This window comes from Legionella lytica (assembly GCF_023921225.1).
GTDB lineage: Bacteria > Pseudomonadota > Gammaproteobacteria > Legionellales > Legionellaceae > Legionella > Legionella lytica.
The window spans coordinates 3,101,485-3,124,971 of sequence record NZ_CP071527.1 but is presented as its reverse complement, the minus strand read 5'-3'; the positions used below and the strand labels follow the sequence as shown (position 1 = coordinate 3,124,971).

Genomic DNA, 23,487 nt, shown 5'->3' with positions numbered 1-23,487 from the left:
ACATGGATAAAGAATCGCATGAGCACTATCTAAAAAATCATCTTATTAATCTGGCTAATGTATTGAGACAAGATAAAGATGCCAATGTTTTACTGATGGCTGCCAAAACTTTTATAATATTTTGTACCGATAGTATGGATTGGGACACACTCCAATATAAAAATATTATTCAAATAGGGGTATACGTATCAAGAATTGCCAAGTCAGAATTAAATAGGCAAATCTAACTTTTAACTTTTCTGCTGGCTCATCGTTGAATGAAGTTCGGCTACAGATCGTTTAGATGAAATATGACCAATCCAGTTTCGGAAGTGATTTTTGGTAGACTTGTCATAGATTAGGCATATCAGAATAAAGGCATAATATAATGCTGCGATTTAAGGCCTGTAATAGCCTTTGTTTTTTGGTAGTCGAATTCACTTAAATATTAATCGAGGGTGCATTTCTCAAAAGATATGTCTCTGCCACTATCTTCAAGGCCAGATAAGTCATGAAGCAACTGGGGATTGTATTGGGAATCAAGTACATAAAATTTTTTTAGGTTAATGTAACGTTCAAAAATAATCAATGGATTGTAATTCCAAAGCCACATTATTACTCTCAATCATTACCAGGCATTTCAAAATTTAAGCGAACCGGTTATCTTCTGTAGCCCTGGAGGGCAAAGTGAACTAAAAGCCACGCTTGACCTTTCAAAAGTAGGGGGGTATCTATAATTGTTTTTTTAGCGTTACTAAAAAGAAACTATGTTCGTAAGAGGCATTTTATCCAAATTTCATATACTCCAAACAACACAATAAGGAACCAAGTACATTAAAAATGCTAAAATTAAACTATAGGCGGTTGATGTTGCAAGATAACATGTTTTATTACTAGATAAAGTTGTTCCTATCAGGAGTTACAATGCGAATATTTTTAGATACGCATGACTTGATTCGCTTATTTGAAAAATATTCGGTTATAAATCGACTAAAGATAAAAGAATTTTTTTTAGAAAAAAAACATGTATTGGTATATTCGCTTAATACAATATTAGAAATATCTGACCCATTAAATTTTCCCCATCAATCAAGGGTTATGAAAACCCTCAATGAGATGGAAGACTTTCCCCATATTTTCGTTTCAGAATCAGAAATTTCAAAATTAGAGCTTCTTGAATTAATAAATTCTTATAATAAGCAGGAAGAATTTAATAAAAACAACATAAATCCCTTCAGAAGAAGATTTGATTCTGTAGTAGCACCATATGGTGGATATACTCATTTATTCTTAAAATATGACTTAGGTAGCGTTGTTTTTGATCTGTGGAGCGTAGGAGCGCTTAAAGGTATTGATATATTCATTTTCTTCGCGAGTACATTTAACAGCAACAAAAGGAATATATTTTTTATTAATTTTTATTGATATTGGAGGATCTCGGTCAATATGCTTTAATGTCGCATTTACTAAATCTAGATCGTAGTTTCCATAAACTCCATACCTATCATTTTCCATTTTTTCTGCAATTTTAATTCCAACATACTGTTCATTGTCCCGTTCAAAGGCTAATGCCAAATTTAGCTTTTTAAAGGTGTCACCGAATGAACTTTCCTCTATGAGGGCATGCATTAGCTGACAACATGACATTTTACTCAAATTATTACTATGATTTACCACGCCGAATAAAGCTAATATTTATTAAAATAATAATAAAAATTATAAATTTAAAACTCTCATACATTATTTATTTCCTTTTATCATTTCTTGAGTTATATGCGGAATTACATATTTTAATTCCCTTTTATAAGCTTGTTGGCGACTCTCGACATTAGAATGCCATCTTTCATAATGGCCATTATATGTGTTCTGTATCTTATATGCTAAATGCAACAGGGGAACGGTTTGCGAATGTTATTTATGCTAATATGCTCGGAAATGGTAACGACGCATCGGGTGATGGATATCGTTTTCTAGGGCGAGGATTGTTTCACCTTACAGGAAAAGAGAATTATTTCAAATTTGGTGGGAAGGATTTAGTGAGTAATCCCGATTTAATACTAACGCCATCAAATAGCGTGAAGATGGCTATAGATTATTGGGGGACAAGGGGATTAAGTGAAAAAGTTGATCAGTTGAGTGGGAAAATCTTTATTTCATCGGAGGCTACTGTTCAGGATAAATATTTTAGAGCAGCGGTATATTCTATTAATGCAGGATTATCAAACATAAATAGACGAGCTGTTGCATATAATAAATATTTTCAGTTGTTTGACAATAAATAAAATGAGCAAGATATGATGAGATTTTTTTTATATTTTTTTCTTATATACCCACTTATGGTTTTTTCAGGCACATGCACGACAAGAGTTGAAGGATATAACTTAGTAAGTAATTCTTTATATCCATTTTCTTTTGATAAAGATAAAGCATGTTTTTTTGCATTTTATACGACTAAGCCTGATGTGGTCGGTGAGTCAAGAATGGATGATAATGCTATATGGTATGGATATTATAAAATAAAAAATCCCTCAAAAATCTATGAATATCCTAGGCCGTTAGATAAGTTATGGGGAGCTGTTTGTGATATCAGTGCCGTTTCTTTTTACGATATGGATGGTGATGGTAAAGCAGATATAACAGTTATTGGCTCTTGTAATAAACGAAATGCAATTAATTATACCTATCCTTTTGTGTTTATTCGCCAAGGGAATAGCTATGTTTTGGATGAAAAAGTGTATAGTAATTTGTTTGGATTTGTGGGATTAAATATATCCGATATACGGGCATATATTGCTGCCCCTGGAGTTTATTATTCTCTTCTTAAGCATAAAAATACGTTAGCAAGATAGAGGGGAATATGAAAAATTTTATTCTGGCGGTGTTTATTTTATTGCAACCATGGCCTTCTTTTGCAAATAAAGGCGATTGTTCAACAACAATTGATGGCTATAAAGTAGTTAAAAATTCAGTATATCCATTTTTGATTGATAAAGATAAAGCATGTTTTTTTGCATTTTATGTAGATAAAGCTCAATTAAATTATGCGGAAGAAAACCATGATGATAATTTTGAAGATGAGGCCATGTGGTACGGGTATTATAAATTGAGTAGTCCCCACCATATTATTGAATTTCCTAAACCTTCTGATTTGTTATGGCTAGGCATTTGTCGTATTAATGCAATATCGTTCTATGATATGAATGGGGATGGTGTCAGAGATGTGAGTGTTATTGGTTCCTGTAATCATCTATCAAGTCTTAAGTATACTTATCCTTTGGTATTTATCCGGTACAAAGACAAATATATTTTTAACGAGGATGTGTATAGTCGTCTTTATGGGTTTATTGATTTAACTATTGCTGATATACATGCATATATAAAAGATCCTAAAAACAATTATCAACTTTTAAGGAATAGGTACAATAAACTTGAAATTAAATCGCAAAAAATCTAGAGCTACCCTATGTGGGCGGGGTCTGGATTTCTAGCCATAATGGATAACCATCCTAGGGCTCTCAAAGGAACTTTTTGTGTCAATTTTAGAAAATACGTCTTTTAATTCATTGTAATAAGAATAAATAAATTAGATGCGAAAGATAATAATGTTAATGCTCTGTACCTTGTAGCTCATGCTTTACATGAGTCTGATAAGGGGAAATCTGACCTTGCTAAAGAGCATAATAATTTTTGGGGCTTGGAGCCGCAATCATTGCAAAACAATGGATAAATCGGCCGGATAAAACACAAAATACTTTATATGCTATGCGTTGGAATCCTATGAGTCCAGGGCAAAGTAATATGCAACAGATATAAATTGGCAAACGCACAAGCGACACTAATTCATAAGCAAATAAATAGATTGAGTCAGATTGATAGTTCTTATCACCCTAAATATATAGTACCTGAGTATCGTTAAGTGGAGTGAATACATGATAATGTATAAAAAAATAGCAATTGGTTTTGTTGCGAGCATTTTTTTTATAGTAGCCAATTGCTATGCAGATAGTTTCTCAATGCAAAATAGTTTTATTATATCCCCTGATCTTCAAACAAAAATTAAAGATTCCCAATTTAATTTATTAATAAAAGGGCATAATGGTAAAAAATTTAAAGCTTACCTTTATGCTGAAGATGGGCATAGTGAGAATTGGAAACAAACCCATTGTCTTAATGGAGATGAATATGAAACTATAGTTAAGATCGGGCATTTTTATCTTTATTTATATGATCTACAAACTAAAAAGTTTTTACCCATCAGAAAACATGTTTTTCCTGATTTCCGTAGAGCAGTTATGAATATGGAGGGAGCCAATTTCTTTTTATGGTCTAGTACGGGAAAAAATAAAAAAGATATAATATTTCTGAGTCAACTTGTTGCATGTAGTGTTGGTAATCAGTATGAGGCATATGGTCTTTCAGAAGATGAATCACATTTAGAACGATATAATTTCGTTGATGATGAATTGCTCGATATTTTTTCAGGAAGAATTTATCTTAGTAAAAAAGAGGGCAATCATGTTATTTCTCCAAATCTCCATGGTTATACTGTGCTTGAGAAGGGAATAGTTCAATATAAGTTTACATTATCAGATAAACCAAGAGAAATAAAACAAGTAGATAATTGAACTGCTATTTGGGTAATCTGGGCCCCGTAATCCTATGGGGGCCCCTTGCTTTTTGCGTTTAATTTTAGAAAATCCACTTTAAAATCAGGCGACAGCCTGGAGTCAATAGCCTTGCAGGTCTATGGGGACAGCAGCCTATGGAATCAAGCGAAAAAGAGAGTGCACAAAAAGATTCTGGCAACTCTATGATTCAACAAGTTAAATATGTGGGTAATAAAGAGAGCGATGAAAGCAGCGCTTAGGCAAAAAATAGGGAGCCTGCTAAGGATAATAGTCAAGTTGAAATCTCCAAAGAAGGCAGTAATATTAAGAAAAAAGAAATACCTAAAATGTTAATGAAAAAAGCGCTCCAAGCTTTATGGAAGAGAAGATAAGATACAATATATTGTCGATTTATATCCATTCGCCTTAGCTGTATCTGAAGAAACAGGCTTATCTTTAGAGTTAATGTTAGCGCAAGCAGCCCTAGAGACAGGATGGGGGGGCGTGATTCCAGGTAGCAATAATATGTACAATATAAAGGCAGATCACGGATGGCATGGAGCGAAAACAGAGCCAGTTAAAACGCGAGAGTTTCGTAAGGGTAAATGGGAAATCGTATATGATAGGTTCAGAGCCTATGATAATATTGAGGAGGGTGTAAAAGATCGAGTTCAGTTTTTAAAAGAGAATAAACGATATTCAGCAGTGTTCCAAGAGGGGACTAGAGGAAATTTTTTAAAAGAAGCTAAAGCTTTACTTAACGCCACATATGCAACAAATCCTAATTATGTGCAGGATTTGGCTAATGTTTCAAAAGGTTCTACGATGAGAGCAGCTATTGAACGTGCGAGAAAAAAGCATGGTTAATTATAAGATTAAGATATTTTTTTATATATTACTTTTTTCTGTTCATTTTACAACATACGGCTCAGCAGAAAAAATTGTGGTAGAGCGTTATGAGCAGTGGAGTCATCCTGTTTTGGCAGTTTTTAAAAAATATGGTATTTCATTGTATAAAGTAAGTTATTCACTTGACGGAACATGTCCTACTTTTTATGCCAGGCTTAAATATTGTCCGGATCCTCGAGCCCCTGTTTCGGAGATTTATTATAAAAAAATTTATATGGCGATCTTAAAAGCAAACTCATTTTTTCCTTATGCTTTAGTCAGTGAAGAGGATAATTTAAGAATTAATGTTGGATGGAGAGACAAGGAGCGTCACGAGCTGTTTGTTCAATCGGATAAAGCTGTTTCGCCTTCTCTGTGTAAAAATGGACAGGGAAATCCTGATGATGAGACGTTTAAAGTTAACCCAATGTTAAAAAAACAGATTATGAATTCGCCCCTTAAGGCCTCTTTGCGTAGGAAGGATGGCAAGCTATTTATAGCATATCTTTATGCTGAAAATGAACGAATCGAGCAACATAACTCTATTGCATGCAGAACAGCAGAGAAACTCAAAGGGACTATCAAAACAGGAGATTATTATTTTTATCTCTATGATGTAAAAGCAGATTCATTTTTTCCTTCACGCACTAGAGTTTTAAGAACGTATTCGCCTACTGATATGAGCAGTAAACGTGCGCGCCCCTTTGTTTTTCGAGGGAATCCGGGGCAATCGGATGCATTAATTATTAGCCAATCAACTGGTTGTAGCACAAGAATGTATGAAGCTTATGGCTTTTGGAATGATGGGGCATCGTTAAGTCAATATTCTTTTAAAGGGAAGGGGCGTGAGGCTTTTCAAATTTTTGGAAAAATTCAGCAAAAGACTAATAAGGATAAAGAAATAACCATTTTTCAAGCGGATGCAGAAAAAAAAGAGAAATTTGAGCTATCTGTGTCCAGTTCTCTGGGTATGTTTCAGTTAAAAAATTTAGCGGCGGTGAAATAGCTACCTTTTACAGAAACCATTATATGGAAAAATAAGAGCAAGGTAAGTCCAGTATGGTTAGGGCCTTAAGCATAGAGTATCACGGAGCGATGCAGAAAGTTATGAGAACGGGAAGTTAAAAAAATATCATTACGCGTATAATCTGGCTAATCAGCTCGTAGAGCTTTCTTTGGATGGGAAGAGGATTCAAGCCAAAGACTATGATTTAGCGGGGCGTGTCACTGAACAACATGTTTATGACAAGCAGGGCTATAAGTCACAAGTTACCATCCTTAACCCCTGAGTTAGCTAATTTGCATTTCTTATCAGAACCCTCTTTAAATATGCCGAGTAATAGTTGCCTGCCTTCAGCTAAGATAAATGATCCCTATAATGTGTATGAAGTAGTTAAAGAAATTCGGAACATTCCTACAGGGAGGGCTGCTCCGTGGTTTGGAAAAGAGGGGATGGCAATTCAACATGAACTACCAAAGCCTGTTAAGTGGTATTTAGATAATGGATATTTACGAGAGAAATTTTAAATTATGAATAGAAACGAATTAGAAAAAAAATTATTAGATCGCAATGTACCCTCAATTTCGTTCAATGTGAATGGAGTAAAAGAAGGGGAGTGTATGTGTCTTGTTTCAAATGAGGATAAATGGAAGGTTGTTTATAATAGCAGAGGGCACATAATTGATATTGCAGAATTTGATAATGAAAATGATGCATGTGACTTTATGTATAATGAGTTGAAAAAAGAATATAAATGGTAAATAAATTTATTTGTCATTTATATTCTTTGTAGAAATTTAAATTGGTTTCACTTGTTATTCTGTAATGCAGCGGAAGTGCGCCAATGTCTGGTTCCTCAAGGCGCAAGGTAGGTGGGTTTTCCTCTATTTTTTGAGTCCTCTCATTATCTGGAGGCACGTTAGCATACCCTGTATGCCTATGGGGTCAAGTCTTGCAAGTCTGTAAAAGAGATATCAAACAGTAAGAAATTAACTGGCTCTCTTCCTGCTGCTGAGGCAAATGCACCCTATCTCACAAAAGGTAACTTCCCTCCTTATACCGTAGGCTCAAGGGCCCGTGACATCATATTGAAAAAAGAACGTGTATTCTCTCGGGTTCATGGAGAAGGAAACCAAGCAAGATCCTGGATGATGAGACCTCATGAAATTGAAGGGCTAACACCAATGCAAATTAAAGATAAATTTGCCTTACCCGAGCTGCCAACTTACGTATCTAATGTTTATGTTCCTGCAGGTACTAATATCCGTATTGGTCGTGTGGCACCTCAACTAAACTGGGGACATGGAGGAGCTATTCAATACGAGTTGCTACAGCGATTACCATCTCAATTATTCAAAGATATAAGGCCATTATAATGAATCACTCGATTAACCATATTGTAAACAATAATATTCTACAAATGAATGAAGCTGGAATAGATGTTATTTTTGATTGGCCAATAGCAGATGTATTATGCATCGACGATGTTTTAGTAATCAGAATCGAGCCAGACCCGGGTACATGTTTTAATGAAAATGTATATGGGGTTTCAAAATCTGGAAATATTATATGGCGGGTCGAAAAAAGAAGGCATATATATGATGATAGTCCTTATACATCGATAATTGCAAAAGATCACTTCGTTAAACTTTTTAATTGGGATGGGGATGAGTTATTAGTAGATCCTACAAATGGAAAGGTCATAGATGTGGGGTATAGAAAGTAATTATAGGTTTCAAATGACGTTGTTCACTGATGTAGGGGAATGCTTGATAAAATAAAGAAAAGCAGCGAATGTTTCCTCAACTGAAAAAATTATGGGCGTGCTATTTTGATCATAGACATATTTAAATTCGATTATCAAAAAGCGTAGCTCATAATTTTTTGATTGTATCAATACACTACTAAGTAATAGGCATCAGACTATCTTATGCCACTGGGCAATTTAGTTTGTCAAAAATTGGTGAGTATCTTGGATTATATTGTTGTTGTAAAAATAGATAAAACTCATCAATAAGCCTAAAGCAAGCATTTACTTTTCTAGTGTTAATGAAGAACACCAGTGTCCATAGTAAGTAAGTCAGGATACATATATCTATATCAGGAGAGGAAATACCTTCTAGTAGTAATTGAGGTGGCATCGGTGCCCATGAATGTGATTGGAGTTAACTTTAAGTTCCAAAAGTTATTAAGAATAACTGCCCCAAGCGCTCAGCTGAGACCGGCTCAAGATAATGCTTGCCTTGATGTACTTGAATTATTGTTTCCGTTGATAGGTCAAGAATAAAGGCTAAATGTTCAATACCTGTTCTAGTAGTTTGTAATAGAGCATCAATCCATAGTTTTTGCCTACATTTATTTTGAATAAAATCAAATCTTAGATTGTCATTAAACTCTACAATACATCCCATGCTATAACTCCAACGTTCTTTTCAAATTTATTTTAATCAAGTGCCAATAATGAGAGCCGTCAAGTAGATTCATCAGTTTCGAAGTAATTCATGGCATTTAATCTTGAATAGTGTACATATCTGTTTCAAAAATAATTAATCCCTATCTTAAGAGGTGCCTGTGCAACCTCTTAAGATAAGTTTTCCATTGAAGTTAGGCTTGATGACTACAACATCTTTTTTCATTTCACTCTTAGATTGCTAAAGATGTTCTTTCCATTAGAGCTTGGACTCAGTGCATTAAAACATTGGAGATAAAACAAAAAAATGATTTTATTTTCATGTAAATTTAAAAACCTAATAATGCCCAATTTGGGCAATATCGACTCTATTTAATTGACAGAGCTATTTTTGTAGAATTAGAATCGGATGATTTTTGTTAGAAATTATCTATAGAGCAAGGATGTTGATTGATGTTTACAGCGGTTGATGAGCGAAATGGATTGGTTAAATGTTTTTGGTCAGATATTCGTCAACGCTTCGCCAAAGTAGAGCCGACTTTTACGGCGATTGTAGATCAGTTGTCCCCAGATCAATCTTTCCCTCTCTATATCGCTTACTATCCGTATGGTGATACTGATGCGGATACATGTAGTTCCTTATTTCCCAATATAAAGGGGGGGTACTATCGCATTACGGATCTCGATGTTCCACAAGACATTGTTAAACATCTCGGATACAGTGCAAATGGTACGCCGCTAGGTATGATTCTTGAGAAGGAGCTTGAGTGTTTTATCGATTTGAAAAATGAACAAATTACGATCCCATGGCTTGTTTTTAAACCAGGGGATATTTTCCCTCTCTCAACTATTTTAAACAAAAGGAAAGGCCATATTTATACGCCTAATGGATTACTATCTTCAACAGCTGGAGCGCGCTCAGCATTTATGTTGCCTAATATAGGAGCAACGGCAAATCATACAAATTTACAACGTGATTTTAATATTAAAAGCCGACCAGCAAAATCTCTATATGAGCATTGGAAAATTTTTAAAGAGGTTGTTAATAGCGATATAATTAACTCAGATTGGCGTTGTTGTATTGTCTATTTTTCGGAAAATTGGCTAACCAGCTTGCATAATGATGTTGCTTGGAAAACGTTAAAACAATATTTGCATGAATTGGCATGGTATCGATATGAATATGAACGAAATAGAATTTACTATGACATTACTTTTTCAGTCATACAAAAAAACCGTAATTTAAAACCTAACCCTTACCTTGTTGATACTGCGAAACATTTATTCGCTACGGCCTTGGGAGCCACTCCAGGGTATGCTCCGGCAACAGATAATAATGCTTTACCTGTAGATATTTTGCAGCAAGTTTTTGTGGAGTCTTATGGCTTAAAAAAATATAAGCCGACGGTGATGCAACCTAAATATTTTAATTTTGAAACGGATTACTTTCCTACATATTATTCGTTACAGCACCCCGCTACGCGTATATTCTCGCCAAGATCAAGGCTTGCATCCAGCACAATAAATGAAATGCGTGAGCTGGAACATATCATGAATATTTTCATTGAAGAATTATCAAAAGACAAGGCATTATCTTCTGATACTGTTTTTGGGCAAATAGCTAAAATGGTCAACTTCAGCTATTTTCATAATGCTATAGATAGCCATAACATACTTAGAAATTCTCTTGAGTTATTAAATAGTGATAGTCGGTTCAACGAGACCCTCTTTCCAGAAAAAGTAGAAGCATCCTTTGCCGCAGACGCATCTTTTTTAAGAGGGTGTGTCAGAATAGGTTCTGCTGAAATACCAACACAACAAAAAACACATTGTCCCAATGAACATGCTGCAATACCAGAGTAAGTTCCCGCCAAAACTTTGATAAATGATGCCGCCTATAATTGGGCCTATCACATTGCTTGCAGCAAATGTAGTTTGAAATAACCCTAAGCTTTGTCCCTTTTTTTGATTGCCTCCTAGTTCATAACAGAGAAGCTGGGCTGTAGAGATAAACAGCATTTCACCTATTGTCCAAATAATACAAGAGAGAATAGCCAGCGCAAAAACATTAGAATAAGCTAAAACTAGCATTCCCAATCCCATTAATAACGCGCCAAATCCTGTTACCAATAGCTTATTTTGTTTGCTTACTAACGTAGTTAAGGGGGCCTGAAAAAAGACAATTAGGAGGGTGTCTAAAATAAATAAAATGCTCACGGCATTAATACCTAACTGCGGAAATGAATCTTGGATATATAGAGGGTAAGTAGCACTTAACTGTGCAATAATTAATCCGATAAGAAAAACACATGAAATAATTAATAATAAGATCATTGATGATGCATTTGAATAAGAATGTTTGTTATGATATTGGGCTGAAGTTGATAATGACACATGGGTGGTTGTATGGCTTTGGAATTGAAGATAAAGCGCAGAGCATAAAAGCAATAAACTTGATAGATAAAAAATCGACTGAAAACCATACGGGCTCATGCTAGCAATGAGAACACCAGATAATCCTAGCCCAAAATTAGCTCCAACATGAGAAATACTAATGGTTTTATAACGTAAGTCAGTATCATTTCTACACATGCTAAGCATCCAAACATTATTGGATGTTTTAAATCCATAAGCAGTTAGTCCAAGCAAAAATAAATCAGCCATTAGTGTAAAAGACGATTGTAAATAAATTAAAAGAAAAAACGCCGCAGATTGCGCGAAAAGGCTAACGAGCGAAATAAGTCTAGGCGAAAATTTGTCTGATAGTTTACCCGCGATGAGTCCACCAGATACTGTACCTAATCCATAACAGGAGAGAAGCAATCCGGAGATGGAAGGGGTAAAGTGCCGAACATTAACGAAATACAGCGATAAGAAAAAACAAATACCGATAGTAAGCGTATTGAGAATCATTAAAATAATACCTTGCCAACAAAGTATGGGTAATCCTTTGTAGTTTGTTGCATATTTTTTAGCGAAGGTTATTAAATAATCCGTCATTTTATTTTAATCCTAATGCGCTTAATACCATGTCATTGCACCGAGCTTTTTTTATTGGTGGGACGTATAAGGTTGAAATAGCTGATAATTGGATATCAGGTAAATGTTGTAATTGTATTCGAGTTATTTTGGGTTCAAAGCCAGGATATTGCGCTGCTTCATAGATAATAATTTTATCTTCAGAGTTATAAAAATGTTTTAAATAATCTAGTAAGAGCAAAATACCTGTTTTTTTATTATTTGTGGACTCCTGATCAACAATACCTATCGCATCAATTTGCCACAAAATCAAATGGGATGAGGCATCAAACTTGCGTTGGTGAATTAAAAAATCTGTTGCTTCGAAAGATTGGTATCCTAAAGAGCCCGGATCGATTAGTAGATCAGCAAAAAGGCAGGCCTCTGCGGAAATCGCAGGTAAAATTTTTGCAAAATAACCTTCTTTTTGTGCTTGTTTTACCGCCTTTAATCCTGGTCTGGAAAATAGACTTGGATGACCATACAGAACAAAGCAGACATGTTTTTTTTGATATAAATGACCTAAAACATAATCTGTAATACGCTGATAAACTTCCGTGCGTAAAGAACTCGAATTATATAAAAAGTCCAATGTCTCAGTATTTTTATTTTGTTTTTGTATCCATAATTTTAAAATTGGGTCATTTACTAAATAAAGAACAACATCCGACTGCTGTATATAGGTAATTGCTTCGGTAGTTAAATGAGAAAAGAACTTAATCCCACTCCCAACTACAACGAGCGAGGACACATTTGGACTTATTTCCATATCTACAACGGTCTTGATGTTTACAGTTCGAAAATTGTGGTGCGATCAGCAAGTATCGCCTTTTCGTTAAACAGAGCTTTTAGTTTCGAAGGATCACTATTCTCTATTATTTGTTGTAAATCAGAGTTTTTTTCTTTTAGTAATTCATTCAAATTCACTTTATGGTGAACTGTACTGGCCATTTGTTCGAAAAGCGTCACGATACTCATACAGCAGCTCTCTTATTAATTAAGCTGTGATTTTAGCATAGGAGCATAATAGTTTAAATCTGGCTAAGTTTAATTTTGAAATGAGCTTGAAATTTCTCATATGCAGGAATTTCTTTTACATATTGATGTTGTTGGTACAAAAAACAGATATCACATTATTAACGATTCAATATAAATTACTTGGTTTAATGAAAGGTAGAAGCAGTCTATTTTATTTTGTACGATATTTTATTGATATAACAATGACGCATCAAATGCAGCCTATCATTTATAATGATAATGCATTAAGTTTTAGGGGGCAATTGATGATTAATCCAAATGTGAGGCTAAGCCCTTAGGCTTGTGCCTATGGTACCTATGGGGGCAGTCTTTGCGTTTGATTTAGAAAATAAAATGAATTAATTCATTGAGTAATAAGAATAAATAAATTAAATATGGATTTATATGGAAAAATAAGAACAAGCTAAGTCCAACATAGAGCATTACGTATAGAGTATCCTGGAGAGCTGTATCTATGAAGATAGGATTTTATAACCAGTAGGGTGCAGCATTTTGTCTGTTGTTTATCGGCAGCGCTTACTTGACGTTCGGCCGTGATTGGCGTGAAATTTTCGGGAATTTGATTTCGTAAATAGGTTTCTGCATTTCTTGGCATATTCAGTCGATGGTCTACTTTCAACACATAGGAAAGATTGGTGTCGCGATTGACGATTTTATAGTTTTTAGAGTTATTTCCCCCTAAATATTCAATTTGATGAGAGGCCAGAAAGGAACGAAACGCCTTTGCTTCAAAATGTTCATCCCTCTGGCTCGTGTCGGTTAAGGGTTAATAATGTTTAGATATTCTCTAAATAAGTCCGTGGGAATATGAGTTCCTACTCCAGATAGATTAACTACAATCACAATGGTTGCTTTGCTATTGGGCTCATGCATCATTAATAATAAATAACCAAAATAATCTCCGGTATGTCCGCGCCACCCGTTAATTGAGCCCATCCCATAGCCATAATTATCATATTCTGGGCAGGTTGGATGTGGGCGTGAAGGATCATTATCAGCACAAGGGTCGAAACTAATCGGTAAAAGACTATTGATGCGCTGTTGTTGCATTGGTGTTGATAAGAGGCTTCCTGTAGCTAGAGATTCTACCCAGGTTTTTAAATCCCCGAGGGTGGAAATCATTCCTCCGGCTGCTCCTGAAAAAGATGGGTCTACATACGTTACTTCTTCCAAATCAGTGCCGGCATATCCTTTTGCAAACGGAACTGGCATTGCCGGTGTTGTCGGATAACTGGTTTCATTTAAGCCCAAGGGGCGAATGATTCGCTGGTAAATCTCCTTACCAATGAAATTTCCAGTTAACTGTTCGACAATCATTCCCAGGATAATGGTATTCGTATTGGAATAATGCCAATCGCTTCCTGGCGCAAAATAAATAGCATTGCCATTTGCAATAGTAACCAGCTCTTGTGGCGACCATTTTCTTAAAAAGTTATCAACTAAGTTTTGCAGAAAGTTAGGATCGGCACTGTAATTAAAAATTCCGCTACGCATATTGGCCAACTGGGCAATGGTTGCGCCATTATTTTGTATCGTAAAACCTAAATTGCTAATCGGTGTACTTAAATTTATTAACCCTTGTTCAATTAATTGTAAAATTACCGTGGTTGTAAACGATTTTGTGAGACTGGCTATTCGTACATGATCTAATGCACTAATTGGCCGGCTGGTACTGATATCGGCCACCCCATCTTCAATGATTAATTGTCCTTGCCCAGGTATCCAGATGCCCGCCAATACGCCAGGGATATGGTATTGTTGTTGATAACTGCGGGTTATGTTGCGCAATAAAAGCTCGGTTGTTTTATTGAGGCAGCTGTTGTTCGCGCAAGGAATAATCTTGATATTCAATTGCTCCGCCAATGATGGACTATAACACTGCAGAGGGTTAGGAATATTGGTAGTGCCTTTAGTTTGGCAAAGCACCGGACCTGAGTGAATCCCTGCTCCCATTTGGGAGGCGTTAAGTTTCAAATTTAAAAAACAAGACTGACCTGGCGCCAGCTTAAATGGGCTGTGACAAAGAGCCGTTCCCGCTACTTCCTCTACTCCGGGTATCGGTTTTAATGTTAACGTGCGCAATTTTTTACTGTTATTTTTTACGGTATATTGAACCGATAGCATACGGTTTGCTAATAATTGTGGGGGAACTTTCGTTACCGCTTTTATTTCAAATACGGGTATTGCCGCCTCGCTATGTAAAGAAAATAAACTGCATAAACCAATCCACAAGGCCATTATAAAAATATTTTTTTTCATCTGAATGCATCACTTTTATAGAGGATATAATAACTTGCAAAGTGAACGTATTTTGATCAATTGGCAGGCTAAAAACTACATCAATAACATTGATAGGGATTATATGTCTAGTTTAAACAATAATCAGTATATTCCTTCAACAATCTTAGAGCCAAGATGAGGTGACGCGATTGAAAAGTCGGATATTAAAATAGCTAACTCGATGCGCGATTATATAGGCTTTATATAAAAATTTTTGAGCAAGGGAATTAATAAACTTGATATGGTTGCAGTAAAACATTACCTGGAGAGCTCATTAAAGTCCCCGGCTAAGAGAATTGCTCTTGATTGACGTTTGCATCAAGAGTTATTTGGCCACATGAAACGCCGAAATTACTATTATTTTAATGGTTCCTCTGGATTATGAACAGGTTGTGGTTCGTCGGGCTCAAGAGGACGAGGAGGTTCTATAGGTTCTTTCATTTCATCTTCCTTGTTAAGTATACTTTTAACGTAGTATTTAATTTAGACGGTTTCTGTGAGCTTGTCTAACCACTATCTTTTGGTGGGGACACGACAAGGCGATTATGGCGTCTGTACGCCCATGGTGCATTAATGCACCATGGGCGTAGCGTTTCATAGTTTAACTCATAGCTCAGTAAAGGCGGGCTAAATGAGTTTAAAATCCACCGGGTAAATTAATCGTTCCTGCTGAAGTCGGTGTAGCAGGATTGGAATTAATGTAACAGCCCTTAGATTTTTCATTTACAGGGGTTACTGAACCATCACCACCAATCGTTAAGGTGCATAAATTGCCATTACTTCCTGCAACGGTCATCGTTGAAGGTGCTGCTATGTTTTTGAGCAAACATGCAGGGTTTTTCGTCACCGGATCAGGGCATTGGATCGTATTATTAACTAATACTGGTTTAAAGGGATAACCCAGGTAGAGCGTAAAAGAAAATTGGGTTGTGGGAGGAGGAGTGTCTCCATCGCAAAGTTTTCCTTGTGTAACTCCAGGTTGAATATTTTCTAAGGTACAGGCTAGAGCTCCATTATTATAGAAATGAACAGTTTTTGCGGTGTTCTCTCCATTATAAGCAGCTACATATAATGAGCTACCTGCACCAAAGGCTGCGTAACTGGGGGTATCGGCAGTGATATTGGAATTTAAGTTACCTAAGTTTCTTAAATTTTGAATCCAATAATAGATGCTTGGTAATGTTTCTCCTGGATCAGGAATATTACCTTGTTGCTCAAAATATTGTGCGTAATACTGAGATGCCAGGGTGGGATTACCTAAGGCCAAATACTTCAGTAAAGTTCCGCAATACGCTGAGTTTTTAGGATCGCCACTACAAGGATTTTTAGCATCTTGAGTGTAAACCCTATTAACAAAGCTCGCATCGAATCCTAAATACAACGAGCCTGCAGTAAGAGGCAAGGTGTTTGACGCTAAATTTTGATAATAACAAGGCTGTCCTGCACAAAAATAAGTAGAACGGTCTTGCTTACCACCCCACACATTACCTACTGTAAGGTATGTTTGCCCTGTGGTGTTATTAGCCCAACCAGTAGGAAACACTCCCGAGTTCGGATTTTGATTAAAATGATAATGATTGAGTGCCTGCTCCTCAGTGGTATACAAATATAAACCAGTCTCTAAAAGATCTTGAGGAGAGCTATTATCACCAGCAAAACTAAGCCCCTGAGTATTTATACCCCAAAGTACAATTGCCTGTGCTAAGTTCATAAATTCAGCACTATCTTCCTCATTGATATTGTCTAGGCTGTAAGGCATGCCCAGCGCTGAGGATAAACCTGAGTAGGGATCAAAACTACGGAAATGAGGGAATTGCGTGGCTTCATTACCATCTTCGCCATATTTGTAGTTACAAATATCACGAATTAATAAGTTAACCATTCCTCCATATTGTTGCGCCCAAGTTTTATCAAATTGAGCAATAGTGGCTGCTGAGTCTAATAAATACCCCCAGTGAAAGCCATGATCAGTTAACGTGGTGGCGGTAAAGAAGCCACTAGGAAAACCCATCATTGTATGCCAGTCATTATTGTAGCTATAAAACCAGCTTGCTTGAGCGCGTGCACAATCACTAGCGCCTCCAGGACATGCATCCGTATAGTTTAAACCGGTTAGAAAACTAGTAACTTGTCCTTTGAGTTGCTTTAGCAATGTATTTCTAATATTTTGATATTTTGTTGCGGAGGCACTATCTGCACGCATCAACATATCAGCGATTTTAATTAATTGTGCTTCGCGACTTAATAACTTGCCGGTAGCATAAGTATCAGTCCAGGGATTTTTTGAATCCAGATGTGGATCAGCTGGCATTGCAAAAGAGTAACTACCAATTTTAGTTAAATCGCTCTGGCTCAACTTACTGGGTAATACCGGTAATATCCCTCTAAATGGTACTTGAGTAGTAAAGGATGCAGTACCGGGAACGGCATACAAGTGCATGGTTCCTTTCAAGGTTTGAATTACTCCCTTGTTACTACTGCATTCATCGTTTAATAAACAATTGGCTTTATCCGCACTGCTCATATTCTTAATTTGCCAGGGATAAAGCATTATCGCAGGCTGCTTTTGTACCGATGCATTGCTATAAGTAGTTTGTGTCGTGAAATTAAAATGCGTTATTACCTGCGCATTTGCTTTGTCATATTCATAGCTAATCGTCGTATTATTAATTACGGTATATGCATATGCCTGTAATTGGCCCATCAATTGAATGGCTTCTGCATCGGATGCAGCAGGAATAGCTGCTAGAGTAAAATAGCTATCCGTATCATTCGTATTGATTAATGTTGCAGGAACAATAGTTCCGCTTCCTCCTTGATTGGTGGGAACAATTACTACACCAGAGGCAGTTTTCCAGCTGCTAGCTGCCTTATTAGGATTAGAATAATAGGCGTAGTAATGATAGTTCCCCTCGGAAGCATTCTTAGTTTTAAATAGACTCGCTCCATTTTGCTGTGCCAGGAGTTTCGCCTCTTGGGAGTTATTGAATTGCAAATAAGAAATAGCTTGCCGGTTTTTCTTTTCAACAAAGATAAAAGGCGAGCCTTCAATAATATTCGCTGTTAATAAGGGCGTATTATTAGTGGCCCATTGTGCTTTGACCATCCAGTCTGAATAATCAGAAACCAAAGGGGCGGTGCCTTTTAAATCCCCTGTGGTCACGGTAATGTCTAGAGTATTGGTATAACCTCTGTCTATATGTGCCGTATCCACATTCGCTTTTTGTAATGGAATTCCCATGGCAATACCTTGATCGCTTAAACCCACAGTAAGAGGATTAGGAATCAAAAGTAATGGTGATAAATAATCACTGTCTTGAATTTGTCCGCTAGGTTTATCAACGGCAAGTAAAGGCGTCCACCACATACCTGTAGTTGGAGGTTTATTAGCCAATCCAAATTGACTGCCTCTAAATAACATTTTTAAAGTGGAATAATTATTGATTAGTGGGTAACCAGCATCTTTTGAAACCCGAGAAGGATAGGTTTGTGCTAATTTAGAAATTTGCTGATTGTCATAATATATTCCTTGGCCTAAAGCAGTTTCTGCCTGCGCCATATTGATCTGCGTAAATATAGTCAAGGTTATATATGAGCAGTATTTTTTAACATGATTAAAGAAACACCGATGCTCCGTCATAAATTATCTCTCCGTCTTTATTTTAGTGGAACTTTTAACTTTAGTACGCATAAAAATTATTACAAGTAATATTTTAAAAAAAATGAAGGACTTGCGAAAACGCTAAGGAGATAATACTGCGTAGTTTCCAGTCCCGTGCTCAATTTAATGGGGTTCGGCGGGGATTATTTCTAGTTCGACGCAATTGCCTTCTTGTTCACCAGTCGAGTTTCTTGTGCTACTGAAAAAGGAAAACATTTTGTACCATAGACTAGGAGGCGTAGGTTCTTGATAGCGATCGACTAAATTAAAATGCTTTATTGCATGCTGTTCGGCTAGATAGGGGAATGAATCTTTGGGTGCTTTGGGTGGTAATGCTGGAGATGGGACTTGGTAATATCGTTCGGCAGCCGTGGCCGTTAGTGCTTGTATTTTAGTTAGTAGAGAAAGCTCTTCCACTTCAATATACGCGGTAGGGACCATACTCCTTAGCGTGGCCAAGTCCTCAATCAGCGTTTGCAGGCGCAAATAAAGCTTACTGAATTCCTCTATGCTATGGCTAAATTGTTCCGCATAATTTTTGCTTAGCTGTTCTATACTGTATTGCTCTACGCCTTTACCGAGAAGTTGATGATAAATGTAGCTTAGCTTAGGTGTTATCGGGGAATTGGGTAATTGTTTGTAAGCTGTATTATTGATTATTTCGTCGAGCATTGCTTGCGGACTGTTTTCCAGATGATTTAATTGGGTCAAAATTGCAGTAAAGAAATGCTGGAGCCTATCGTCTACGGACTCTTGTAGACAATTAAATTCCTTTTCTAATTCTTGAGCATGTAAAACTAAAGTACTGTTGATGTTGACGAAGCACAAGTTCATCAAGGCGGCGCAAAACTGTTGCATGATTAGATGGTTCGCACTGGGTAGGGTTGCGAATTTATTAAGAATAGCCAGTAGCGCTTGATAAAGTTCGGTTTTTTCTTGCTTGCGGTTAGCATCCCAGTAGTGGGTTAAATATTGTTGGCTCACTAATTGGATGACGATACCAAAGGTTTCTAATATCCTGCCTCGAGTCAATTCTGATTGCAAAATAGAGGGTTCGTCATTGACGAGATTGATGATGTTTTTTTCTAAAACCGCTCCGGCGGTATTAAGCATTTCAATTAGATTCGTTTTGTTATTATCAAGACCAAATAAGTTAAAAAAATAGGCCTGTATTAGTAAAGCATGCTCTTCGTTGACATAACCGGTGTAGGCGGTAAAGTAATCATCAAAGAGCGCGTAGCGATGGCCTTGATAGAGCATCATGCGCTGTTTGTTATGGCCCATGAAGGAGTAGTGGGTGGCATTGTAGGCTTCGTAGCCTGTTTGATTTTCTTGTATTTTATTATATAGCATGCGCAAAATAGCAGGAAAATCGAGATTCGCTAAATTGATATTTTGTGCTTCCTCGCCAGCTTCCATATACTTTTTACCTAAGGCGCTGTGTTGAAAGAATATTTGTTTGCCATCATTAAAACTCACGTTGTGTTGGGTTAAAAAGTGAATTATTTTGTAAATCATTAATTTTTGCACGTGGGTGGTTTTGTAGCCTTGTGGAGCTACTATGATGTCTTGTTGCGAGCCATTATTTCCGCTGGAGCCGGTACCATGGTGTCCAGGCATGGAATAAAAAGCAAAACGTTGTTTTTCTGGATCGGCTAAACTTGGAAATACTGGCGTAAATCCTCTGTCTGAATGTTCATTGCTATAATAGATGAATTCGCTGTGCTTTATGAGTGCTGGAAGGACAAAAAATCGCTCGTCATACCAGGTAATCGGAAAGCAATCGCCAGGAACTGGATCAACGGCGAATAAGCTTAAAGATATATCACCTATGTTGCTTTTTAAGCTATTAAACCAGGATTCTTGTTCTGTCTGAGCGATTAGATTGATTTGTGCTTTTAAGGGTTCGATGATATCGGGAGTATTATTGGCTGGTGGGCCCTTACGCCGTTTACTTTGTTGTTCGCTGAGATTTTTTAATACCTCGTTAAAGCTAGCGCAGCTACCTATTATGGCGAGGATACTTTCTAATTCATGCGCGATTAAAATAGCTTCTATTGCTCCTCTGCTATGGGCCAATAGATTGATTTTTATTTGCCCGCGGCTCACGGCATTTAATATGGCTGCTAATCCATGGGCAATTTTTTCCCCGACATTGGAGCCATCGGTTTTGGGGCCATTAATTACGGTAATTTCGTCTGCTTGCAAGGCGTAGGGATTTTTGGCATCTGTCTTCGTGCTTCGTTTCGCTGCCGGGGCTTTTATTAATGAAGAGAGAATGCTTAGGGTTTCACCTTTAGGATAATCGGATACCTTAGCACCTTTGGTATAGGGAGTGCGTTTCGCTATTTTCTTTAGCTCTGGATAATACTCTGTATTGGTGCCGAGCAGGGTCAATGTTAATGGTTGTTTTTCAATTTTACCGTCCATAGTAGTACCATTTTGTGATGTTACAGAACATTATTGATAGCATTGAACGATAAAATAAACAAGCCTCGAATCGAGTGGTAGTGCGGGGCTTAGTTTATAAGTATTTTTTCGTTTATTATCTGTTAAAGAAATAACTCACATGACTATAAATACTAAAAAAGCCAGACATTGCAGCTGCTTTAAAAATTTGGTTTTAAATTATGATAGAGGAAGACAAAAGCCTTGAGGTATGTCTTTTGGTAATAGATAACTTTTAAACTCTATTACCAAAAGATGGGTGCATTAGGACTAAATTTGTTTACCAGCGTTTTGCAATGGTCAAATCTGTTTCCAGAGTTTTCGCTGGCACCTGAAATGTTTCAGCTAATGTATGGATTGTTAGTACGTCTAATTTTTTCTCATCCACCATTTCGTCATTGACCAAATTCGACATTTTGATTTTCTCAGCCTTAATACTGGAAACGATAGGAAGTTTTGTATTTCTAGTGAACGACGTATTAAGAGCGCTTGTTTGTGGTGATAAAGTGCGATTCGTACTTGGAGGAGTTGTAAAGAATAGTGGCGAATTCGCATTGTTATAAAGGCTTGGGGTCACCTCGGATGCAGGGGAATAAACAGAGCTGGTCGTATAAGTAGACTGTATTATTGTTGGCATTGTGGATTGAGACGAACGTTTCTTTGATTTATATACGGGTTCCGCATCGCCTAAATTTTTGTCCTTACCAACTTTGAAGTGAAATTGATATTTCATTACGGAGGGATCATTATCTAAGTTTCTGGGGGGCGGCGTCAATTTAAAGACAAATTGATTTTTGCTCATTGGATCATTATTGGTTTTTACATTTTGACGTGGAACATTATTTTTGGGCATGATGCACCTTGTTAATGAATTTTGTTTAAAGGGCGATCATTATGTAGGTCTATGTCCATTATTTCAATGGGATTAAAATTGAATACATCAAAAAACGTGTATTGCTGGAGTCATTAGTACAAGGCCATTTTTTCCTGCCTCTTAAACTAAGAAGCAGGAAAACGAGAAAGACAAAAATTATGTTCTCTTAGTCACTAATCGGTCATTAATAATCGTTAGTTCACCAAATCGGTTACGAACAACATTTTTATCACCAATTTTCTCTTCGAGATGGCCTGCTTCAATGATTCCGTGCCCCTCTCTTACATCCGTATACCAAATGTTCACGGGATAATGCATATTTGAGTTGGTTGTTGGATTTTGAATGTCTTGGGCTATCGCTTTTGATAAGAATTGAATTCCTGTTTGCATTGCCTGACGAGCTTTGGCAGCATTATTATCAGCCCAATGTTTAATGGCTTCGTTAATTGGTAGGGGAGCGAGTTTTTCAAAGTATTGGAATTTATTTTGGTAGATTAAAGTCGGTCTTGGGACACCTTTTTTATATATTTCCACATCCGCAGCCATCATGAGTGTATCTAGGGTATTATGGGAAAGTTTATAAGATAAACCAACATAGACCAATGCATCACCTTTAGACTCGTTGATAAGTATATTTTTCTTGGCTAAAGAAACCTCTCCATCAACTTTGCCTTTATTGAAATGTAACCATTTTATGGTTTTTAATTCTTTAGAAAGTTGCTGATTCATTTGTTGATTAAAATCTACGCCGACAAGGTTCTTATGAATTGGGTCAAAACGTTTTTCCGCTTTTTTATTTTCACTATGAACAACGGCACCGTTTATCACTGCGGCAGCAATAATTCCGGGAGCTCCAAATGCACCACCATAAGCGGCCGAGGGAGAAGCCATTGGCTCTACTTCTAGTGTTTTTTGATTTGTTGCCAATATTTCATTAGCTTGGTGGATGGTGTGTTGTTGATTCACATCAAGTGGAACACGACCAATAGATGTACATGCGGTTAAAGAAAGGGATGTGAGTAATGCAATACATGCTTGAGGCACTAGCCTTGTAATTTTTTCCATAATAATATCCTTGATATTGTTGGGCTTATTTGTTTTTTTCCATTGCGCCGGGGCATTCTATCTATATTTTAAAAATATGCAATAGTGCAAAATCAATGGCTGAAATATCTGAATAATACAAATTTTGTGCAAGTTGTGATTTGGGAGTTGGAGGAGGATTGGTGTATTTTGGGCAAAGAAGCATTATTAGTGGATATATAATGGGATTAAAAGTCCGTC

Annotated in this window: 23 protein-coding genes; 14 read left to right on the top strand and 9 right to left on the bottom strand. The window is 36.7% G+C overall.

Going from position 1 to position 23,487, the window contains the following annotated elements; genetic code table 11:
- Positions 1 to 2 precede the first annotated feature (2 nt).
- From J2N86_RS13730 to J2N86_RS13675, 13 genes are all read left to right on the top strand, one after another.
- Positions 3 to 227, top strand: a complete 225-nt coding sequence (locus J2N86_RS13730; protein ID WP_252580039.1) for a hypothetical protein — start codon at positions 3 to 5, stop codon at positions 225 to 227.
- A 676-nt stretch (positions 228 to 903) separates the two neighbouring features.
- Positions 904 to 1,404, top strand: coding sequence for a hypothetical protein (locus tag J2N86_RS13725; RefSeq protein WP_252580038.1), 501 nt, complete (start codon positions 904 to 906; stop codon positions 1,402 to 1,404).
- A gap of 452 nt (positions 1,405 to 1,856) precedes the next feature.
- Positions 1,857 to 2,261: a hypothetical protein gene (locus J2N86_RS13720; RefSeq protein ID WP_252580037.1), complete on the top strand. Its 405-nt coding sequence runs from the start codon at positions 1,857 to 1,859 to the stop codon at positions 2,259 to 2,261.
- A gap of 12 nt (positions 2,262 to 2,273) precedes the next feature.
- On the top strand, positions 2,274 to 2,828 hold the full coding sequence (locus J2N86_RS13715; RefSeq protein WP_252580036.1) for a hypothetical protein: 555 nt from the start codon (positions 2,274 to 2,276) through the stop codon (positions 2,826 to 2,828).
- An 8-nt stretch (positions 2,829 to 2,836) separates the two neighbouring features.
- A complete protein-coding gene (locus J2N86_RS13710; RefSeq protein WP_252580035.1) occupies positions 2,837 to 3,433 on the top strand; it encodes a hypothetical protein in 597 nt (198 codons plus the stop codon).
- Between the two features lie 108 nt (positions 3,434 to 3,541).
- The gene (locus tag J2N86_RS16265) at positions 3,542 to 3,706 is read left to right on the top strand and encodes a glucosaminidase domain-containing protein (RefSeq protein WP_407658995.1); all 165 of its coding nucleotides are present in this window, start codon (positions 3,542 to 3,544) and stop codon (positions 3,704 to 3,706) included.
- Between the two features lie 202 nt (positions 3,707 to 3,908).
- Positions 3,909 to 4,604 carry a hypothetical protein gene (locus J2N86_RS13705; RefSeq protein WP_252580034.1) on the top strand — a complete coding sequence of 232 codons (696 nt, stop codon included), beginning with the start codon at positions 3,909 to 3,911 and terminating at the stop codon, positions 4,602 to 4,604.
- 447 nt (positions 4,605 to 5,051) lie between these two features.
- Complete coding sequence (locus J2N86_RS13700; RefSeq protein WP_252580033.1) at positions 5,052 to 5,453, top strand: glycoside hydrolase family 73 protein; 402 nt, start codon at positions 5,052 to 5,054, stop codon at positions 5,451 to 5,453.
- Entirely contained in the window at positions 5,446 to 6,480 is a 1,035-nt protein-coding gene (locus J2N86_RS13695) for a hypothetical protein (RefSeq protein WP_252580032.1), read from the top strand. Before J2N86_RS13700 ends, J2N86_RS13695 begins: the two co-directional genes overlap by 8 nt.
- Before the next feature lie 236 nt (positions 6,481 to 6,716).
- Positions 6,717 to 7,001, top strand: a complete 285-nt coding sequence (locus J2N86_RS13690; RefSeq protein ID WP_252580031.1) for a TNT domain-containing protein — start codon at positions 6,717 to 6,719, stop codon at positions 6,999 to 7,001.
- A 3-nt stretch (positions 7,002 to 7,004) separates the two neighbouring features.
- Complete coding sequence (locus J2N86_RS13685) at positions 7,005 to 7,235, top strand: hypothetical protein (RefSeq protein WP_252580030.1); 231 nt, start codon at positions 7,005 to 7,007, stop codon at positions 7,233 to 7,235.
- Positions 7,236 to 7,562: 327 nt separating this feature from the next.
- A complete protein-coding gene (locus J2N86_RS13680) occupies positions 7,563 to 7,850 on the top strand; it encodes a hypothetical protein (RefSeq protein ID WP_252580028.1) in 288 nt (95 codons plus the stop codon).
- Positions 7,850 to 8,200, top strand: coding sequence for a hypothetical protein (locus tag J2N86_RS13675; RefSeq protein ID WP_252580027.1), 351 nt, complete (start codon positions 7,850 to 7,852; stop codon positions 8,198 to 8,200). The genes J2N86_RS13680 and J2N86_RS13675 overlap by 1 nt, the downstream gene beginning before the upstream one ends.
- Positions 8,201 to 8,645: 445 nt before the next feature.
- Here J2N86_RS13675 and J2N86_RS13670 read toward each other — a convergent pair whose 3' ends face one another.
- Positions 8,646 to 8,885: a hypothetical protein gene (locus J2N86_RS13670; RefSeq protein WP_252580025.1), complete on the bottom strand. Its 240-nt coding sequence runs from the start codon at positions 8,883 to 8,885 to the stop codon at positions 8,646 to 8,648.
- 452 nt (positions 8,886 to 9,337) lie between these two features.
- Between J2N86_RS13670 and J2N86_RS13665 the strand changes: the two genes are divergently transcribed.
- Positions 9,338 to 10,747, top strand: a complete 1,410-nt coding sequence (locus tag J2N86_RS13665) for a hypothetical protein (protein ID WP_252580024.1) — start codon at positions 9,338 to 9,340, stop codon at positions 10,745 to 10,747.
- Here the strand turns inward: J2N86_RS13665 and J2N86_RS13660 are convergent.
- From J2N86_RS13660 to J2N86_RS13625, 8 genes are all read right to left on the bottom strand, one after another.
- Positions 10,658 to 11,884, bottom strand: coding sequence for an MFS transporter (locus tag J2N86_RS13660; protein WP_252580023.1), 1,227 nt, complete (start codon positions 11,882 to 11,884; stop codon positions 10,658 to 10,660). The genes J2N86_RS13665 and J2N86_RS13660 overlap by 90 nt on opposite strands.
- Before the next feature lies 1 nt (position 11,885).
- Positions 11,886 to 12,671, bottom strand: coding sequence for an SAM-dependent methyltransferase (locus tag J2N86_RS13655; RefSeq protein ID WP_252580022.1), 786 nt, complete (start codon positions 12,669 to 12,671; stop codon positions 11,886 to 11,888).
- Positions 12,672 to 12,691: 20 nt separating this feature from the next.
- A complete protein-coding gene (locus tag J2N86_RS13650; protein ID WP_252580021.1) occupies positions 12,692 to 12,880 on the bottom strand; it encodes a hypothetical protein in 189 nt (62 codons plus the stop codon).
- Positions 12,881 to 13,699: 819 nt separating this feature from the next.
- Positions 13,700 to 15,199, bottom strand: coding sequence for a serine hydrolase domain-containing protein (locus J2N86_RS13645; RefSeq protein WP_252580020.1), 1,500 nt, complete (start codon positions 15,197 to 15,199; stop codon positions 13,700 to 13,702).
- 658 nt (positions 15,200 to 15,857) lie between these two features.
- Positions 15,858 to 18,779, bottom strand: coding sequence for a glycosyl hydrolase (locus tag J2N86_RS13640; RefSeq protein WP_252580019.1), 2,922 nt, complete (start codon positions 18,777 to 18,779; stop codon positions 15,858 to 15,860).
- Positions 18,780 to 19,004: 225 nt separating this feature from the next.
- Positions 19,005 to 21,311: a hypothetical protein gene (locus J2N86_RS13635; RefSeq protein ID WP_252580018.1), complete on the bottom strand. Its 2,307-nt coding sequence runs from the start codon at positions 21,309 to 21,311 to the stop codon at positions 19,005 to 19,007.
- Between the two features lie 298 nt (positions 21,312 to 21,609).
- Positions 21,610 to 22,182, bottom strand: a complete 573-nt coding sequence (locus J2N86_RS13630) for a hypothetical protein (protein WP_252580017.1) — start codon at positions 22,180 to 22,182, stop codon at positions 21,610 to 21,612.
- Between the two features lie 177 nt (positions 22,183 to 22,359).
- Complete coding sequence (locus J2N86_RS13625; RefSeq protein ID WP_252580015.1) at positions 22,360 to 23,268, bottom strand: hypothetical protein; 909 nt, start codon at positions 23,266 to 23,268, stop codon at positions 22,360 to 22,362.
- Positions 23,269 to 23,487: the final 219 nt, after the last annotated feature.

Coding starts and splice junctions, on each gene's coding strand:
- J2N86_RS13665 (WP_252580024.1), top strand. CDS start 9,338: ATGTTTACAGCGGTTGATGAGCGAAATGGATTGGTTAAATGTTTTTGG.
- J2N86_RS13705 (WP_252580034.1), top strand. CDS start 3,909: ATGATAATGTATAAAAAAATAGCAATTGGTTTTGTTGCGAGCATTTTT.
- J2N86_RS13720 (WP_252580037.1), top strand. CDS start 1,857: ATGCTAAATGCAACAGGGGAACGGTTTGCGAATGTTATTTATGCTAAT.
- J2N86_RS13645 (WP_252580020.1), bottom strand. CDS start 15,199: ATGAAAAAAAATATTTTTATAATGGCCTTGTGGATTGGTTTATGCAGT.
- J2N86_RS13690 (WP_252580031.1), top strand. CDS start 6,717: ATGACAAGCAGGGCTATAAGTCACAAGTTACCATCCTTAACCCCTGAG.
- J2N86_RS13650 (WP_252580021.1), bottom strand. CDS start 12,880: ATGAGTATCGTGACGCTTTTCGAACAAATGGCCAGTACAGTTCACCAT.
- J2N86_RS13710 (WP_252580035.1), top strand. CDS start 2,837: ATGAAAAATTTTATTCTGGCGGTGTTTATTTTATTGCAACCATGGCCT.
- J2N86_RS13660 (WP_252580023.1), bottom strand. CDS start 11,884: ATGACGGATTATTTAATAACCTTCGCTAAAAAATATGCAACAAACTAC.
- J2N86_RS13635 (WP_252580018.1), bottom strand. CDS start 21,311: ATGGACGGTAAAATTGAAAAACAACCATTAACATTGACCCTGCTCGGC.
- J2N86_RS13685 (WP_252580030.1), top strand. CDS start 7,005: ATGAATAGAAACGAATTAGAAAAAAAATTATTAGATCGCAATGTACCC.
- J2N86_RS13725 (WP_252580038.1), top strand. CDS start 904: ATGCGAATATTTTTAGATACGCATGACTTGATTCGCTTATTTGAAAAA.
- J2N86_RS13655 (WP_252580022.1), bottom strand. CDS start 12,671: ATGGAAATAAGTCCAAATGTGTCCTCGCTCGTTGTAGTTGGGAGTGGG.
- J2N86_RS13695 (WP_252580032.1), top strand. CDS start 5,446: ATGGTTAATTATAAGATTAAGATATTTTTTTATATATTACTTTTTTCT.
- J2N86_RS13730 (WP_252580039.1), top strand. CDS start 3: ATGGATAAAGAATCGCATGAGCACTATCTAAAAAATCATCTTATTAAT.
- J2N86_RS13675 (WP_252580027.1), top strand. CDS start 7,850: ATGAATCACTCGATTAACCATATTGTAAACAATAATATTCTACAAATG.
- J2N86_RS13670 (WP_252580025.1), bottom strand. CDS start 8,885: ATGGGATGTATTGTAGAGTTTAATGACAATCTAAGATTTGATTTTATT.
- J2N86_RS13630 (WP_252580017.1), bottom strand. CDS start 22,182: ATGCCCAAAAATAATGTTCCACGTCAAAATGTAAAAACCAATAATGAT.
- J2N86_RS13625 (WP_252580015.1), bottom strand. CDS start 23,268: ATGGAAAAAATTACAAGGCTAGTGCCTCAAGCATGTATTGCATTACTC.
- J2N86_RS13640 (WP_252580019.1), bottom strand. CDS start 18,779: ATGGCGCAGGCAGAAACTGCTTTAGGCCAAGGAATATATTATGACAAT.
- J2N86_RS13700 (WP_252580033.1), top strand. CDS start 5,052: ATGTTAGCGCAAGCAGCCCTAGAGACAGGATGGGGGGGCGTGATTCCA.
- J2N86_RS13715 (WP_252580036.1), top strand. CDS start 2,274: ATGATGAGATTTTTTTTATATTTTTTTCTTATATACCCACTTATGGTT.